Consider the following 14,589-nt stretch of genomic DNA (forward strand, 5'->3'; position numbering starts at 1 on the left):
CCGGCCGCACGCGCGTTGACTTCCGTACGAGAGGACTCGAACCCATGGCCGAAGCCCCCACCGGCAAGGTGACCTTCGTCGGTGCCGGCCCCGGCGCCGCCGATCTGCTGACGTTCCGTGCCGCGCGCGCCATCGCCGAGGCCGACGTCGTGATCTGGGCCGCGAGCCTGGTCCAGGCGGAGGTTCTCGAACACGCCCGCGAGGGCGCCGAGATCCTCGACTCGGCGGCCCTGTCGCTGGAGGACGTCGTGGCCGTCTACGAGCGGGCGCGCGACGAGGGCCTGCGGGTCGCCCGCATCCACTCCGGCGACCCGGCGCTGTGGGGCGGCACCCAGGAGCAGGTCGACCGGTGCGCCGCGCTCGGCATCGCCACCGAGATCGTGCCCGGTGTCTCCTCGTTCTCCGCCGTCGCCGCGATCGCCGGGCGGGAGCTGACCGTCCCCGAGGTGGCGCAGTCCGTCGTGCTCACCCGGCTCGGCGGCGGCAAGACGCCGATGCCGCCCGGCGAGGAGGTGCGGGAGTTCGCCCGGCACGGCACCACCATGGCGATCTTCCTGTCCGCGGCCCGCAGCGGGCAGTTGGTCCGGGAGCTGCTGGAGGGCGGGTATCCGACGAGCACCCCGGTCGTCGTCGCGTACCAGGCGACCTGGCCCGAGGAGCTGGTCGTCAGGTGCACGGTCGGGACGCTGGAGGAGACGGTGAAGGAGCACAAGCTCTGGAAGCACACCCTCTTCCTGGTGGGCCCCGCCCTCGACGCGCACGGCACCCGCTCGCACCTGTACCACCCGGGCCACTTCCACGGTTTCCGCAAGGCCGACCCGGAGGCTCGCCGGGCCCTGCGCGAACGAGGTGCGAGCACGTGATCACGGTCGTCGGCACGGGCACCGGTGCGCCGCTGCCGGACGACGTGGCCGACGGCGCCGAACTGGTCGTCGGCGCGCGGCGCCATCTGGAGGCCGCCCGCCTGCCCGAGCGGGCCGAGCGCATCGTGCTCGGCCCGCTGGCGCCCGCCCTCGACGCCATCGAGGAGTACCTCGCCAAGGACCGGCGGGTCGTGGTGCTGGCGTCGGGGGACCCCGGGTTCTTCGGGATCGTGCGGACGCTCGCCGAGCGGTTCGGGGCACGGCGGCTCCGGGTCCGGGCGGGTGTCTCGTCCGTGGCCGCCGCGTTCGCGCGGGCCGGACTGCCCTGGGACGACGCGGTGGTCGTCTCCGCGCACGGGCGGGAGCTGCGGACGGCGGTGAACGTGTGCCGGGCGCGGCCGAAGGTGGCCGTGCTGACCGGGCCGGGGTCCGGTCCGGCCGAGCTGGGCGCGGCGTTGCGGGACACCGGCCGGGTGCTCGTCGTCGCCTCCGCGCTGGGTGACCCCGCGCGGGAACGGGTGGAGCGGGTGACGCCCGCCGAGGCCGCGGTCCGGGACTGGGAGCCGGCGGTGAACGTCGTGCTGTGCCTGGACGAGCGGCGGGCGCTCACCAGCGCGCGCACCGTCGCGGGCCCCGCCGCGGGACCCGCCGGATGGGCCCTGGACGAGGACGCGTTCACCCACCGCGACTCGATGATCACCAAGTTCGAGGTGCGGGCGCTGGCCCTGGCCCGGCTCGGACCGCGCCTCGGTGACCTGGTCTGGGACGTCGGGGCCGGGTCCGGCTCGGTGGCCGTCGAGTGCGCGCGGCTGGGCGCCGCGGTCGTCGCCGTGGAGAAGGCGGCGGACGGTGCGCGGCGGATCCGGGCCAACGCCGAGGCGCACGGCGTCGACGTGCGGGTGGTGCACGGCACGGCGCCGGAGGTGCTCGCCGGGCTCGACGATCCCGACGCGGTGTTCGTGGGGGGCGGGGGACGTGAGCTTCCCGCCCTCGTCGCGCAGTGCGCGCGGCGGGCGCGGCGGACGGTGGTCGTCGCGCTGGCCGCGCTGGACCGGGTGCCGGGGGCGCGCGAGGCGCTCACGGGAGCGGGGCTCACCTGTGACGGGGTGCTGTTGCAGTCGTCGCGGCTCGCGCCGCTGCCGGGCGAGGTGAGCCGTCTCGCGGCCACCAACCCGGTCTTCCTGCTGTGGGGCGTCCGGCCTCCGGCTCGTACCGAAGGAGTTGCTCAGTGATCGGCCTCATCTCCGCCACGGCGGCGGGAGCGGCGGCGCGGGACCGGCTGGCCGCGGCCTGGCCGGACCGGACGCGCGTGTACGAGGGGCCCGTGGGGGAGGCCGTGCGGGCCGCGTTCGCGGAGTGCGGGCAGCTGGTGTGCTTCCTGGCCACGGGCGCCGTGGTGCGGCTGGTCGCCCCGTTGCTGGGTGACAAGGCGTCCGACCCCGGGGTGGTGTGCGTCGACGAGGGCGGCCGGTTCGCGGTGTCCCTGGTGGGCGGGCACGGCGGCGGCGCCAACGAACTCGCCCGCGAGGTGGGCGCGTTGCTGGGCGCCGAGCCGGTGATCACCACGGCGACGGACTCCGTCGGTCTGGCCGGCCTGGACACCCTGGGCCTGCCCGTGGAGGGCGCCGTGGCCGCCGTGTCCCGTGCCCTGCTGAACGGCGAACCCGTCGCCCTGCGCGCCGAGTCGGCGTGGCCGCTGCCCGCGCTGCCGGTCGCCGCGCAGGGGGCCCACGTCATCCGGGTCAGCGACCGTGCCCTGGAGCCGGCGGAGGGCGAGGTCGTGCTGCGGCCGCCGTCCCTCGTCGTCGGCGTCGGCGCCTCGAAGGGAGCCCCCGTCGAGGAGGTGCTCGCGCTGATCGAGGGCGCCCTGCGGGAGGCCGGTCTCTCTCCTCGCAGCATCGCCGAACTCGCCACCGTCGACGCCAAGGCCGAGGAGGCCGGGATCGTCGCCGCCGCCGCGCGGCTGGGCGTGCCTCTGGTGACGTACTCCGCCGAGCGACTGGCGGCCGTGGCGGTCCCCAACCCGTCCGACGCCCCCCTCGCCGCCGTCGGCACCCCGTCCGTGGCAGAGGCCTCGGCACTGCTCGGCGGCGGTGAACTCCTCGTCCCCAAGCGGAAGTCGGCGAGGGCGACCTGTGCGGTCGTACGGCGGCCCGCGCGCGGCCGGCTCGCGGTGGTCGGGCTCGGGCCCGGGGCCCGCGATCTGCTCACCCCGCGTGCCGAGGCCGAGCTGCGCCGCGCGTCCGTGCTCGTCGGCCTCGACCAGTACGTCGACCAGATCCGCGACCTGCTGCGCCCCGGCACGCGGATCCTGGAGTCCGGGCTGGGCGCCGAGGAGGAGAGGGCCCGGACGGCGGTCGAGGAGGCCCGTAAGGGACACGCCGTCGCGCTGATCGGCAGCGGTGACGCGGGCGTGTACGCCATGGCGTCCCCGGCGCTGGCCGAGGCCTCCGACGACATCGACGTGGTCGGCGTCCCCGGAGTGACCGCCGCGCTCGCGGCCGGCGCGATCCTCGGCGCACCGCTCGGACACGACCACGTCTCGATCAGCCTGTCCGACCTGCACACGCCGTGGGAGGTCATCGAGCGGCGGGTGCGGGCGGCCGCCGAGGCGGACATCGTCGTGACGTTCTACAACCCGCGCAGCCGGGGCCGGGACTGGCAGTTGCCCAAGGCGCTGGCGGTCCTGGCCGGGCACCGTGCGCCGACGACACCCGTCGGCGTCGTGCGCAACGCCTCCCGGCCGGACGAGTCCAGCCGGCTGACCACCCTCGCCGCGCTCGACCCGGCGACGGTCGACATGATGACGGTCGTGACCGTGGGCAACACGGCCACCCGGGAGATCGCGGGGCGTATGGTGACGCCGCGCGGCTACCGCTGGCAGCAGGAGGAGACCAGGTGAACCGTGTGGTCCACCCCATCGAGCAGGAGTCGTTCCGGCGGCTGCGCGCCCGGCTGGACACCTCGCACTTCCCGCCGCTGACCCGGGCGGTGGTGGAACGGGTGATCCACTCCGCCGCCGACCTGGACTACGCCACGGACCTCGTGACGGCCGAGCGGGACCTCGACGGGGCGTACCGCGCGCTGCACTCCGGCGCCCCCGTCGTGGTGGACGTCGAGATGGTCGCCGCCGGGATCACCCGGCGCGACACCGTCTGCCGGCTCAGGGACGCCCGCTCCGGACCGGGGCTGACACGCTCGGCGCACGCCGTGCGGCTCGCGTACGAGCAGGTCGGTCCCGGCGCGGTCTGGGTGATCGGCTGCGCCCCGACCGCGCTGGAGGAACTGCTGACCCTGGACGCGGATCCCGCGCTGGTGATCGGGCTGCCCGTCGGCTTCGTCGGCGCCGCCGAGTCCAAGGCGGCGCTGCGGGAGAGCGGACTGCCCGCCGTGAGCAACGTGTCCGAGAAGGGCGGCTCGGCGGTCGCCGCGGCCGCCCTCAACGCCCTGCTGTACCACCCCACTTCGTACGAGGAGAAACCGTGACCACCGCGCCGCCCGCCCTGCTCATCGCCGGCCACGGCACCCGGGACGACGCCGGAGCCGAGGCGTTCCGCGACTTCGTGCGGGAGCTGGGGCGCCGCCACCCCGAACTGCCCGTCGCGGGCGGCTTCATCGAGCTGTCCCCGCCGCCGCTGGGCGAGGCCGTGGCCGAACTGGTGGAACGGGGCGTACGCCGCTTCGCCGCCGTGCCGCTGATGCTGGTGTCCGCCGGGCACGCCAAGGGCGACATCCCCGCCGCGCTGGCCCGGGAGAAGGAGCGGCACCCGGGGATCTCGTACACCTACGGCCGCCCGCTGGGCCCGCACCCGGGGCTGCTGGCGGTGCTGGAGCGGCGGCTGGACGAGGCGCTGGGCGCCGGGGGGCGTACGCCCGGCGACCGCGCCGACGTGACCGTGCTGCTGGTGGGGCGCGGATCGACCGACCCGGACGCCAACGCCGAGGTGCACAAGGCGGCGCGGCTGCTGTGGGAGGGGCGGGGGTACGCCGGGGTGGAGACGGCGTTCGTGTCGCTGGCCGCTCCGGACGTGCCGAGCGGCCTGGACCGGTGCGTGCGGCTCGGCGCGCGGCGGATCGTCGTGCTGCCGTACTTCCTGTTCACCGGCATCCTGCCCGACCGGGTGCGGTCGCAGACGGAGGGCTGGGCGGCCGCGCATCCCGAGGTCGAGGTGCGGTCGGCGGACGTCATCGGCCCGGAGCCGGAGCTGCTCGACCTGGTGATGGAGCGCTACGAGGAGGCCGTGCGGGGCGATCTGCGGATGAACTGCGACACCTGCGTGTACCGGATCGCGCTGCCCGGCTTCGAGGACAAGGTGGGCCTGCCGCAGCAGCCGCACTTCCACCCCGACGACGACGGCCACCACCATCACCACGGCGCTCATTCCCATGCCCACTGACGGGCCCGACCTGCGCCATCACGGCGACGCCGAGGTCCGCGACGACGGCGCGGCCCTCGTCGACCTCGCCGTCAACGTCCGCGCGGACACGCCGCCGGCCTGGCTGCGGGAGGTGATCGCCGGCTCGCTGTCGGGGCTCGCCGCCTATCCGGACGGGCGCCGGGCGCGGGCCGCGGTGGCGGCCCGGCACGGGGTCGGCGAGGAGCGGGTGCTGCTGACGGCGGGTGCCGCAGAGGCGTTCGTGCTGCTGGCGCGGGCGCTGAAGGTACGCCACCCGGTCGTGGTGCACCCCCAGTTCACGGAGCCGGAGGCGGCACTGCGGGACGCGGGGCACACCGTCGGCCGGGTGCTGCTGCGGGAGGCGGACGGCTTCCGGCTGGATCCGTCGGCCGTCACGGAGGACGCCGACCTGGTGGTGATCGGCAACCCGACCAACCCGACGTCGGTGCTGCACCCGGCCGGCGTCCTCGCCCGGCTGGCCCGTCCCGGACGGACGCTGGTCGTGGACGAGGCGTTCATGGACGCGGTGCCCGGTGAGCGGGAGGCGCTGGCCGGCCGGACGGACGTGCCCGGGCTGGTCGTGCTGCGGAGCCTGACGAAGACGTGGGGTCTGGCCGGGCTGCGCGTCGGCTACGTCCTCGCCGCCCCGGAGACCGTCGCGGAGCTGGAACGCGCCCAGCCGCTGTGGCCGGTCTCCACCCCCGCCCTGGCCGCCACCGAGGCGTGTGTGGCGCCACGGGCGCTGGCGGAGGCGGCCCACGCCGCCCACCGCGTCGCGGCCGACCGGGCCCACCTGGTGGCGGGGCTGTCGCGCGTGCCCGGCGTCCGGGTCGTGACACCCGCCGAGGGCCCTTTCGTCCTCGTCCGCCTGCCGCACGCGGCCGCGGTACGCCGGCGGCTGCGCGCCCTGGGCTTCGCCGTCCGGCGCGGGGACACCTTCCCCGGACTGGGCGAGGAGTGGCTGCGGCTCGCGGTACGGGACCGGGTGACGACGGGTTCGTTCCTCCGCGCGCTGGAACGGGCGATCGGGGCGGCGGAGGGCTGATCAGGGCGGCGGACCGCTGATCCCCTAGGACGGTTGATCCGGTCTCTGGTGGAGCCGTCGGGTCGGCGCGCGCACGGCGCGTCGGCCCCTGCCGAGCACGGCACGGACCGACGCGCCGGACGTCCCGCCGAGTCCCCCGGACGTCCGCGTGGGCTCAGCCGCGGTTGCGGCGGGCCAGGGCGACCGCTCCCCCGCCGGCGACGAGCAGCGCGACCGCGCCACCCGCGATGTACGGGGTCGTCGAGTTGCCGCCGGTCTCCGCGAGGCCGGCCTCCGCGGCACCGCCCTGGGGCTCGACCTCGGTCACGGGGTCGGCGCTCGGCTCGGGCGCCTCCTCCTGCGGCCCGGCGGGCGCCGGCGGCGTCTCGCAGGTCGCCTCGGCCAGGGTCACGGTGCCCTGCACATCCGCCACGTTGAGCTTCAACGGGTTGACGGACACGTTCAGTTCGAGAGCGGTGGCGGCCGCCGTACGGGAGGTCGTCTCGCGCTGGGACAGGTCCAGGCGCACCTCGCCCACGCCCGGCACCTCGACCTGCGTCGTCCCTCCGGCGGTGAGCGTCACCTTCTTGCCCAGCACGGTCACGCCGGCCACGTCCGACTCGGCGACGGGTGCCTTCCCCGCGGCGCAGGTCGCGGTCGACGTGACGGTCTCGACCTCGATGACCGACAGCAGCGGAAGACCGGGCACGTTCAGCCGGGCGTCGGCAAGCCGGGTGCTGCCCTCCGCCGTCCCGTCGGCCACGGTCGCCTTGGCCTGCGCGACGTCGGCGCGCAGCACGCTGAACGGCTTTCCGCCGTCGACGCCGTCCAACTGGGCGGTGAGCGCGGTCGTCTCGGCGCTCTGCGGGGCGTGCACCTCGTTGAGGGTGACCGCGAGCGGGACGTCGACGGTTCTGTTCGCCAGCGAGACGTTCAGTCCGGTGCGCAGGACCAGGGCGCTCGCGCGGCCCTCCTCGGGAGTCGCCTGCGCGGAGCCCGCGCCGGCCACGACCGCGGGACCGGCGGCGAGGACGGCGGCGGCCGCGAGCGCGACCGGACGGCGGGCGGGCATACGGGAGTTGTTTCTGTTCAAGGCGGTGGGACCCCCCAGAAGAGTGACGCTTGGGACTTCGCAAGGATTACGCACCGAGAGTGAACGGGCAGCGATCCTGCGTCACTTCACTCCATCGTGGGGTTTCTGCGAACGAGTTCGATTTCCCGGCACGGGTGTTCCCCCCCCCCCCCCCTGCTCCCCGTCCGCTGCCCGTCCGCTGCCCGTCCGCTGCCCGTCAGCTGCCCCTCTCCACCCCGTCCGTACTCCGACGGGCGACGCGGCACGAGCGCTCCTATGCTGAGGTGGAAGTGGCCCGGCTTGCGGGGCCCTCTCCCTCGGGGAGCTGGGAGTCAGCCCATGAGGCGCGCGTGCGGACGACTGCGCGGGGGTGCCGTGATCGCCGTGGCGGTGGGCGCGCTCCTCGCTCCGGTCTGCGGCGGCACCGCCCCGGGAGTGCCCCAGGCCGCGGCCCTCGCCGGACAGCCGTCTCCCGCCCCGTCGCCCTCGGACGGCTTCCGGATGCTCACCCCCGAGGTGAAGCGGCAGGTCGACGCCGCCGTGGAGAAGGTCATGCGCGACGCGGACGTGCCCGGCGTGACCGTCGGCATGTGGACCCCCGACAAGGGCAGTCATGTGCGCTCGTTCGGCGTCGCCGACAAGGAGACCGGCCGGCCGATGACGCCGGACCTCTACACGAGGATCGGCAGCGAGACCAAGACGTTCACCGTGACGGCGCTGCTGAAGCTGGTCGACGAGGGCAGGATCGGCCTGGACGACACCATCGGAAGGTACGTCGAGGGCGTGCCGAACGGCGACAGGATCACCCTGCGCGAGCTGGCCGGGATGCGCAGCGGCCTCTACAACTACTCGCAGGACCCGGACTTCTTCAAGGCACTGACGTCCGACCCCGAGCGGCCCTTCACCCCGCGGGAGCTGCTGGACTACGCCTTCCGGCACCCGGTGCTGTTCCCGCCGGGCGAGAAGTTCTTCTACTCCAACACCAACCTGATCCTGCTCGGCCTGGTCGTCGAGAAGATCAGCGGCCGGCCGCTGGAGGAGTACCTCCGGGAGAACGTCACGGAGCCCGCCGGCATGGACAGCACGCTGCTGGCGACGGACGCGGCGTTCCCGGAGCCGCACGCCCAGGGCTACACGGACCAGACCGCCGACGGGAAGGTGGCCGACAGCACCGACTGGAACCCCTCCTGGGGCTGGGCGGCCGGCGCGATGATCTCCACGCTGGAGGATCTGCGCGTCTGGGCACCCACCGTCGCCACCGGCGTCCTGCCCGACGGGAGGACCCTGATCAGCCCCGCCACCCAGAAGCAGCGGCTCGACACGCCTCCCACCACCATCCCGGGCGCGGGGTACGGGCTCGGCATCTTCGACGTCCAGGGCTGGATCGGGCACAACGGCTCGCTGCCGGGCTACGAGTCCCTGACCATCTATCTGCCCTCGGCCCGGGCGACCCTGGTCGTGCTGCTGAACACGGACATCGGTCAGGGCGACACGGAACCCAGCACGCTGTTCGGCGACGCGATCACGAAGATCGTCAGCCCGCAGCACGTCTTCGACCTGCCCGCGCAGCCCTCGGGACGCTGACCGTGGACGCGGGCGGACCCGGGCGGCGGCGGCCCGCCTACCCGACGATCCGCCCGTTGAGCACCACCCACCGCGGGGCCGCCAGCGCCCTCACGTCCTCCCGGGGGTCCGTCCCGTACACCACGAGATCGGCCGGTGCCCCCTCGTCGAGGCCAGGACGGCCGAGCCACTCCCTGGCCGCCCAGGTCGTGGCGGACAGGGCCGTCAGCGGGGGGATCCCGGCGGTGACCAGTTCCTCCACCTCGGCGGCCGCCAGACCGTGCGCCAGCGCGCCGCCCGCTTCGGTGCCGACGTAGACCGGGACACCGGCGTCGTAGGCGTCACGGACCGTGTCGTAGCGGCGCTCGTACAGCCGGCGCATGTGGGCCGACCACGCGGGGAACTTGGACTCGCCGCCGTCGGCGAGCGCCGGGAAGGTGGCGATGTTGACGAGGGTCGGGACGATCGCGACGCGGCGCTCGGCGAAGAGGGGGATCAGGTCCGCGGTGAGGCCGGTGGCGTGCTCGATGCAGTCGATGCCGGCCTCGACCAGGTCCTGGAGGGAGTCCTCGGCGAAGCAGTGGGCGGTGACGCGGGCGCCCAGCCGGTGGGCCTCGGCGATGGCGGCCTCGACGGCCCCCCTGGGCCAGCAGGCCGACAGGTCGCCGAGGTCGCGGTCGATCCAGTCGCCGACGAGCTTGACCCAGCCGTCGCCCCGGCGGGCCTCCTGGGCCACGTAGGCGACCAGGTCGTCCGGCTCGATCTCGTGGGCGTAGTTGCGGATGTAGCGGCGGGTGCGGGCGATGTGGCGTCCGGCGCGGATGATCTTCGGCAGGTCCTCGCGGTCGTCGATCCAGCGGGTGTCCGAGGGCGAGCCCGCGTCGCGGACGAGGAGGGTGCCGGCGTCGCGGTCGGTGAGCGCCTGCTTCTCCGCGACGTCCCGTGGCACGGCGCCGTGCGCGTCGAGGCCGACGTGGCAGTGGGCGTCGACCAGGCCGGGCAGCGCCCAGCCCCGCAGCGTCCGCACGTCGTGCGCGCCCACGGGGCGGCCGTACGAGATCCGCCCGTCGATCACCCACAGCTCGTCGCGGACGTCCTCGGGGCCGACGAGGACACGGCCCCGGACGTGCAGCACTTCGCTCATGTACCGCACCCTAACGCCGTGCTGTGGGCCGCCTCCCGGCGTGGGCGTCCGTGATCGGCCGCGGACGGTCCCGCGTGTCCCTCACGGGGCGTCGGCCTCCTCCACGTCCGCCATCGCCGGGTCGAGCAGCCTGGACAGGAAGTGGCGGGTCCGCTCGTGCCGGGGGCGGGTGACGACCTGCTCGGGGCGGCCGTCCTCGACGACCACGCCGCCGTCCATGAAGATCACCCGGTCCGCGACCTCGCGGGCGAAGGTCATCTCATGGGTGACGACCATCATCGTCATGCCGTCCTCGGCGAGCATCCGCATGACCGCCAGGACGTCTCCCACCAGCTCGGGGTCGAGGGCCGAGGTCGGCTCGTCGAAGAGCATGACCTCCGGACCCATCGCCAGTGCGCGCGCGATGGCCACGCGCTGCTGCTGGCCGCCGGAGAGGGAGGAGGGGTAGGCCTGCGCCTTCTCGGCGAGGCCGACCCGCTCCAGGTTCTCCGCGGCCACCTTCGCGGCCTCGGCCTTGCCGCGGCGCAGCACCCGGCGCTGCGGCAGGGTGAGGTTCTCGGTGACAGTGAGGTGCGGGAAGAGGTTGAACTGCTGGAAGACCATGCCGATCCGGCGGCGTGCGGCGTCGATGTCCACGTCCGGGTCGGTGAGTTCGGTGCCGCCGACGAAGACCTGGCCCTTGGAGGGTTCCTCCAGCAGGTTCACGCAGCGCAGCAGCGTCGACTTGCCGGAGCCGGAGGGGCCGATGACGCAGGTGACCTCGCCGTGGCCGATCTCCAGGTCGATGCCGCGCAGGACGTGGTTGTCGCCGAAGGACTTGTGCAGGTCCCGGATCTCGATCTCGGGTCGGCTCATTTCACGGCCTCCTGGGCCTTCGACTCCATACGGCGTACGACGAAGCCGAGCGGGATCGTGATCAGCAGGTAGCACAGTCCGGCGACCAGGATCGGCGTCGAGTTGGCGGTCTGGCTGGCCAGGTCGCGGCCGAACTTGGACAGCTCCCGCTCCTCCAGCGTGACACCGAGGAACAGCACCAGCGAGGAGTCCTTGAAGAGGAGCACCAGTTCGTTGGTGAGCGGCGGGAGGATGATCCGGAAGGCCTGCGGCAGGATGATCGAGACCATCGCGCGCGCCGGGGAGAAGCCCAGCGAACGGGCCGCCTCCATCTGCCCCTTGGGCACCGCCTGGATGCCCGCGCGGAACGTCTCCGCCATGTACGCCGCCGCCACCAGGCCGAGGGCGAGGGCGACCTTGCCGTAGGTGCCGCCGGGGATCTCGACGCCCGGGAAGGCGAGCGGGACGGCCACGCCGATGAAGATGAAGATCAGCAGGGCGGGCAGGCCGCGGAAGATCTCGATGTAGACGCCGGCGACCCAGCGGTAGGGGCCCACGGAGGACAGCCGCATCAGCGCGAGGACCATGCCGAGCACCAGTCCCACGGCGAAACCGGAGACGGTGTAGAGCACGGTGTTCTTCAGCGCCAGCGTGATGACGTCCGGGAACATCTGCCGGGCGATGTCGCCCTGGGCGAACTGGTTGGCCAGCCGCCCCCAGTCGGCGCCGACCGCGAGAGCGATCAGGGCGCCGACGAAGAGGACGTACTGCGCGCCGCGGGACAGGCCGCGCTTCTGGCGGCGGGTGAGCCCCTTCCTGCGGGGCCCGCCCCCGACCTTGGTGGCGTCGGTCATGAGGCGGACGGCGACGGGGAGGCGGCGTTCTCCTCGTACGGGCCGATCCACTGCTCGTACAGCTTCTTGTACGTGCCGTCGGCCTTGGCGCCGGCGAGCGCCTTGTTGACGGCGGCGAGCAGCTTGGCGTTGCCCTTCTTCACCGTGATGCCGTACTGCTCACCGGTGTTGACCTGCTCGGCGACCTGGAAGGCGGAGGCGTTGGCCTTGTCCTTGAGCCAGCCCTGGACGACCGGGTAGTCGATGACGACCGCCTCGACCTGCCCGGTGCGCAGGCCGTTGATGACGGCGTCGGAGGACTCGAAGGAGACCGGGTCGAGGCCCTGGCTCTTCGCGTACTCCTCGCCGGTGGTCTGCGCCTGGGCGCCGACCTTCTTGCCCTTGAGCCCGGCGAAGGAGGTGATGCCGCTCTTCTTGTCGACCAGCACGGCCTGGGTGGCCTCGAAGTACGGGTCGGAGAAGTCGACGTTCTTCTTGCGCTCCTCGGTGATGGTCATGCCGGCGGCGGCCAGGTCGCACTCGCCGGAGTTGAGGAACGCGCCGGTCTTGAAGTTCTCGAAGGGCGTGTCGAGGATCTGCTGCTTCACCCCGAGGTCCTCGGCGACCAGGTCGACGAGGGCGACGTCGAAGCCCTGCACCTTGCCGTCGATCTCCGACTGGAAGGGCGGGTAGGGCAGGTGGGTGCAGGTCGTGAGCTGGCCGGCCTTGACGAGCTCGACCCCGCCGGCGGCGGTCTTCGTGCCGCTGCCGCCGTCGCCGTCCGACGAGCAGCCGGCGACCAGCACCAGCCCGGCCGTCGCGGTGGTGGCGGCCAGAATGCGGGCCCGGCGCCCGAGGACCGTGTTCACGGGGAACCTCCTGTGAGGGAACTGAATGTTCCGATTATAAGGAGAGCTTTGGGGTGCCCAAAACAATCCGATGGCCGCGGGCCGGTGCCGCCTGAGAACCGACCGGTGATCGGGGGCCCGACGGCCGGGCGGTTAGGCTCGACCACGTCGATCCCGTGACCGAAGAGAGCACCGCCGTGACCCACCCCTTCCTGGACCTGGCGCCGCTGAGCGCCGCGCACTTCGCCTCCGTCGAGGACCGGGTGGCACGGCTGCTGGACACCCGGCAGGACGTCGTGATCATGCAGGGCGAGGCGCTGCTGCCGCTGGAGGGCGCGATCCGGGCGACCGCGGGTCCCGGGACGGTCGCGTTGAACGTGATCACCGGTCCGTACGGGCAGACCTTCGGCGACTGGCTGCGGGACTGCGGGGCGACGGTGCACGACCTCGCGGTGCCGTTCCACACGGCGGTCACGGCGCAGGACGTCCGGGAGACCTTCGCCGAGCACCCGGAGATCGACTTCGTGTCGCTGGTGCACGCGGAGGCGGCGACCGGGAACACCAACCCGGTCGCGGAGATCGGCGCGGTCGTACGGGAGCAGGGTGCCCTGTTCTACCTGGACGCCGTCGCCTCCGTGGGCGCGGAGCCGGTGCTGCCGGACGCGTGGGGCGTGGACCTGTGCGTGATCGGGGCCCAGAAGGCGATGGGCGGGCCCGCCGGGGTGTCGGCGGTGTCGGTGAGCGAGCGGGCGTGGGCCCGGATGGCGGCGAACCCGCGGGCACCGCGGCGCTCCTACCTCTCGCTGCTGGACTGGAAGGAACGCTGGGTCGACGCCGGCCGCAAGGCCCTGCTGCACGCGCCCGCGCAGCTGGAGATGCTGGCGCTGGAGGCCTGCGTCGAGCGCATCGAGACGGAGGGGCTGGGAACCGTGATGGCCCGGCACGCCTCCGCCGCGGCGGCGACGCGCGCCGGGGCCTCGGCCCTCGGCGGCGGTCTGGAGCCCTACGTCCACAAGGCCGCGGAGGCGGCGCCGGTGGCGACGACCCTGCGCACCCCGCCCGGCGTCGTGGCCTCGGAGCTGGTCGCGCGCGCCCTCGCCTCCGACCCGACCCTCCCGCTGGCGGCGGGCGGCGGCGCCCTGGCCAAGGAGATGATCCGCGTCAACCACTACGGCGCCGACGCGACCCCGCGCGCGGTGCAGGCGAGCCTGGCCGCCCTGGGAGCGGCCCTCACGGACGCGGGCCGGCCCACGGACCTGAACGCCTGCCGTCTCGCGGCCGAGCAGGCCTGGCGGTAGCAGCCTCCCCGAACACCGGAGGGCGGCTCCTGGCATGCTCGGGACATGACTTCCGACACCCCCGCCGAACGCCTGACCCTTCCCGACGGACGGCCCGTGCCCTCCATGACCGGGGACGAGCGGACCATGCTGGAGGAGTGGCTCGACCATCACCGGGCCACGCTGGAGCTGAAGTGCCGCGGGCTGGACGACGCCGCGCTGCGGCTCGCCTCGGCGCCGCCCTCCTCGCTCACCCTGCTCGGCCTCGTGCAGCACCTCGCGGAGGTGGAGCGGAACTGGTTCCAGCGCGTGCTCGCCGGTCTCGACGTGCCGCCGGTCTACGAGGAGGAGACGGGATACGGCCTGCACCCGGAGCGCGGTCTCGGCGAGGCCCTCACGGTCTGGCGCCGGGAGATCGCGCGTGGCCGGGAGATCACCGCGGGCCGGCCGCTGGACGACACCGGGCGGCTGACGGACGGCCCGCTGGAGGGCATGGCCGTGTCCCTGCGCTGGGTGCTCATCCATCTCATCGAGGAGTACGCGCGGCACAACGGTCACGCCGACATCCTCCGCGAGCGTATCGACGGAGTGACCGGAACTTGAATTCACAGCAATAAGCGAGCATTCTCCGGCCGACATTCCGTATGTTAATCCAACGTAGCTTCCCGTACCCTTCTGCCCGCTTTCCCTGACCTTAAACGCGAAGATTTCGCGAACGCCGGGCGGTCCTTTCC

14 protein-coding genes are annotated in these 14,589 nt (G+C 73.8%); 9 read left to right on the plus strand and 5 right to left on the minus strand.

Going from position 1 to position 14,589, the window contains the following annotated elements; genetic code table 11:
* The first annotated feature begins 44 nt into the window (after window positions 1-44).
* The 6 genes from cobM to cobC are packed head-to-tail and all read left to right on the plus strand — an operon-like array spanning window position 45 to window position 6,305.
* On the plus strand, window positions 45-863 hold the full coding sequence (gene cobM, locus ACZ7LV_RS06145) for a precorrin-4 C(11)-methyltransferase (RefSeq protein ID WP_471936290.1): 819 nt from the start codon (window positions 45-47) through the stop codon (window positions 861-863).
* Window positions 860-2,095 (plus strand): precorrin-6y C5,15-methyltransferase (decarboxylating) subunit CbiE, encoded by a 1,236-nt coding sequence (gene cbiE, locus ACZ7LV_RS06150; RefSeq protein ID WP_471936292.1) that lies wholly within the window; start codon window positions 860-862, stop codon window positions 2,093-2,095. The genes cobM and cbiE overlap by 4 nt, the downstream gene beginning before the upstream one ends.
* Window positions 2,092-3,765, plus strand: coding sequence for a precorrin-3B C(17)-methyltransferase (gene cobJ, locus ACZ7LV_RS06155; RefSeq protein WP_471936294.1), 1,674 nt, complete (start codon window positions 2,092-2,094; stop codon window positions 3,763-3,765). Before cbiE ends, cobJ begins: the two co-directional genes overlap by 4 nt.
* Window positions 3,762-4,349 (plus strand): precorrin-8X methylmutase, encoded by a 588-nt coding sequence (locus ACZ7LV_RS06160; RefSeq protein ID WP_471936295.1) that lies wholly within the window; start codon window positions 3,762-3,764, stop codon window positions 4,347-4,349. The genes cobJ and ACZ7LV_RS06160 overlap by 4 nt, the downstream gene beginning before the upstream one ends.
* Window positions 4,346-5,260 carry a sirohydrochlorin chelatase gene (locus ACZ7LV_RS06165; RefSeq protein ID WP_471936297.1) on the plus strand — a complete coding sequence of 305 codons (915 nt, stop codon included), beginning with the start codon at window positions 4,346-4,348 and terminating at the stop codon, window positions 5,258-5,260. The genes ACZ7LV_RS06160 and ACZ7LV_RS06165 overlap by 4 nt, the downstream gene beginning before the upstream one ends.
* On the plus strand, window positions 5,250-6,305 hold the full coding sequence (cobC, locus tag ACZ7LV_RS06170; protein ID WP_471936299.1) for an Rv2231c family pyridoxal phosphate-dependent protein CobC: 1,056 nt from the start codon (window positions 5,250-5,252) through the stop codon (window positions 6,303-6,305). Before ACZ7LV_RS06165 ends, cobC begins: the two co-directional genes overlap by 11 nt.
* Before the next feature lie 154 nt (window positions 6,306-6,459).
* Here cobC and ACZ7LV_RS06175 read toward each other — a convergent pair whose 3' ends face one another.
* Window positions 6,460-7,356, minus strand: a complete 897-nt coding sequence (locus ACZ7LV_RS06175; protein ID WP_471936301.1) for an SCO1860 family LAETG-anchored protein — start codon at window positions 7,354-7,356, stop codon at window positions 6,460-6,462.
* A 339-nt stretch (window positions 7,357-7,695) separates the two neighbouring features.
* Between ACZ7LV_RS06175 and ACZ7LV_RS06180 the strand changes: the two genes are divergently transcribed.
* A complete protein-coding gene (locus tag ACZ7LV_RS06180; RefSeq protein ID WP_471936303.1) occupies window positions 7,696-8,940 on the plus strand; it encodes a serine hydrolase domain-containing protein in 1,245 nt (414 codons plus the stop codon).
* A 37-nt stretch (window positions 8,941-8,977) separates the two neighbouring features.
* On the opposite strand, the gene ACZ7LV_RS06185 is transcribed toward ACZ7LV_RS06180, so the two are convergent.
* The 4 genes from ACZ7LV_RS06185 to ACZ7LV_RS06200 form a co-directional block, all read right to left on the minus strand.
* Window positions 8,978-10,063, minus strand: a complete 1,086-nt coding sequence (locus ACZ7LV_RS06185; RefSeq protein ID WP_471936305.1) for an amidohydrolase family protein — start codon at window positions 10,061-10,063, stop codon at window positions 8,978-8,980.
* An 81-nt stretch (window positions 10,064-10,144) separates the two neighbouring features.
* Window positions 10,145-10,918 carry an amino acid ABC transporter ATP-binding protein gene (locus ACZ7LV_RS06190; RefSeq protein WP_471936307.1) on the minus strand — a complete coding sequence of 258 codons (774 nt, stop codon included), beginning with the start codon at window positions 10,916-10,918 and terminating at the stop codon, window positions 10,145-10,147.
* Window positions 10,915-11,751 carry an amino acid ABC transporter permease gene (locus ACZ7LV_RS06195; protein WP_471936309.1) on the minus strand — a complete coding sequence of 279 codons (837 nt, stop codon included), beginning with the start codon at window positions 11,749-11,751 and terminating at the stop codon, window positions 10,915-10,917. Before ACZ7LV_RS06195 ends, ACZ7LV_RS06190 begins: the two co-directional genes overlap by 4 nt.
* The gene (locus tag ACZ7LV_RS06200) at window positions 11,748-12,599 is read right to left on the minus strand and encodes a transporter substrate-binding domain-containing protein (protein WP_471936312.1); all 852 of its coding nucleotides are present in this window, start codon (window positions 12,597-12,599) and stop codon (window positions 11,748-11,750) included. The genes ACZ7LV_RS06195 and ACZ7LV_RS06200 overlap by 4 nt, the downstream gene beginning before the upstream one ends.
* A 155-nt stretch (window positions 12,600-12,754) precedes the next feature.
* Here ACZ7LV_RS06200 and ACZ7LV_RS06205 point away from each other — a divergent pair, with 155 nt between their 5' ends.
* Window positions 12,755-13,876 (plus strand): pyridoxal-phosphate-dependent aminotransferase family protein, encoded by a 1,122-nt coding sequence (locus ACZ7LV_RS06205; RefSeq protein ID WP_471936315.1) that lies wholly within the window; start codon window positions 12,755-12,757, stop codon window positions 13,874-13,876.
* Window positions 13,877-13,921: 45 nt separating this feature from the next.
* The gene (locus ACZ7LV_RS06210; protein ID WP_471936317.1) at window positions 13,922-14,458 is read left to right on the plus strand and encodes a DinB family protein; all 537 of its coding nucleotides are present in this window, start codon (window positions 13,922-13,924) and stop codon (window positions 14,456-14,458) included.
* The last annotated feature ends 131 nt before the right edge of the window (window positions 14,459-14,589 follow it).

The organism is Streptomyces sp. NPDC107562 (assembly GCF_055657325.1).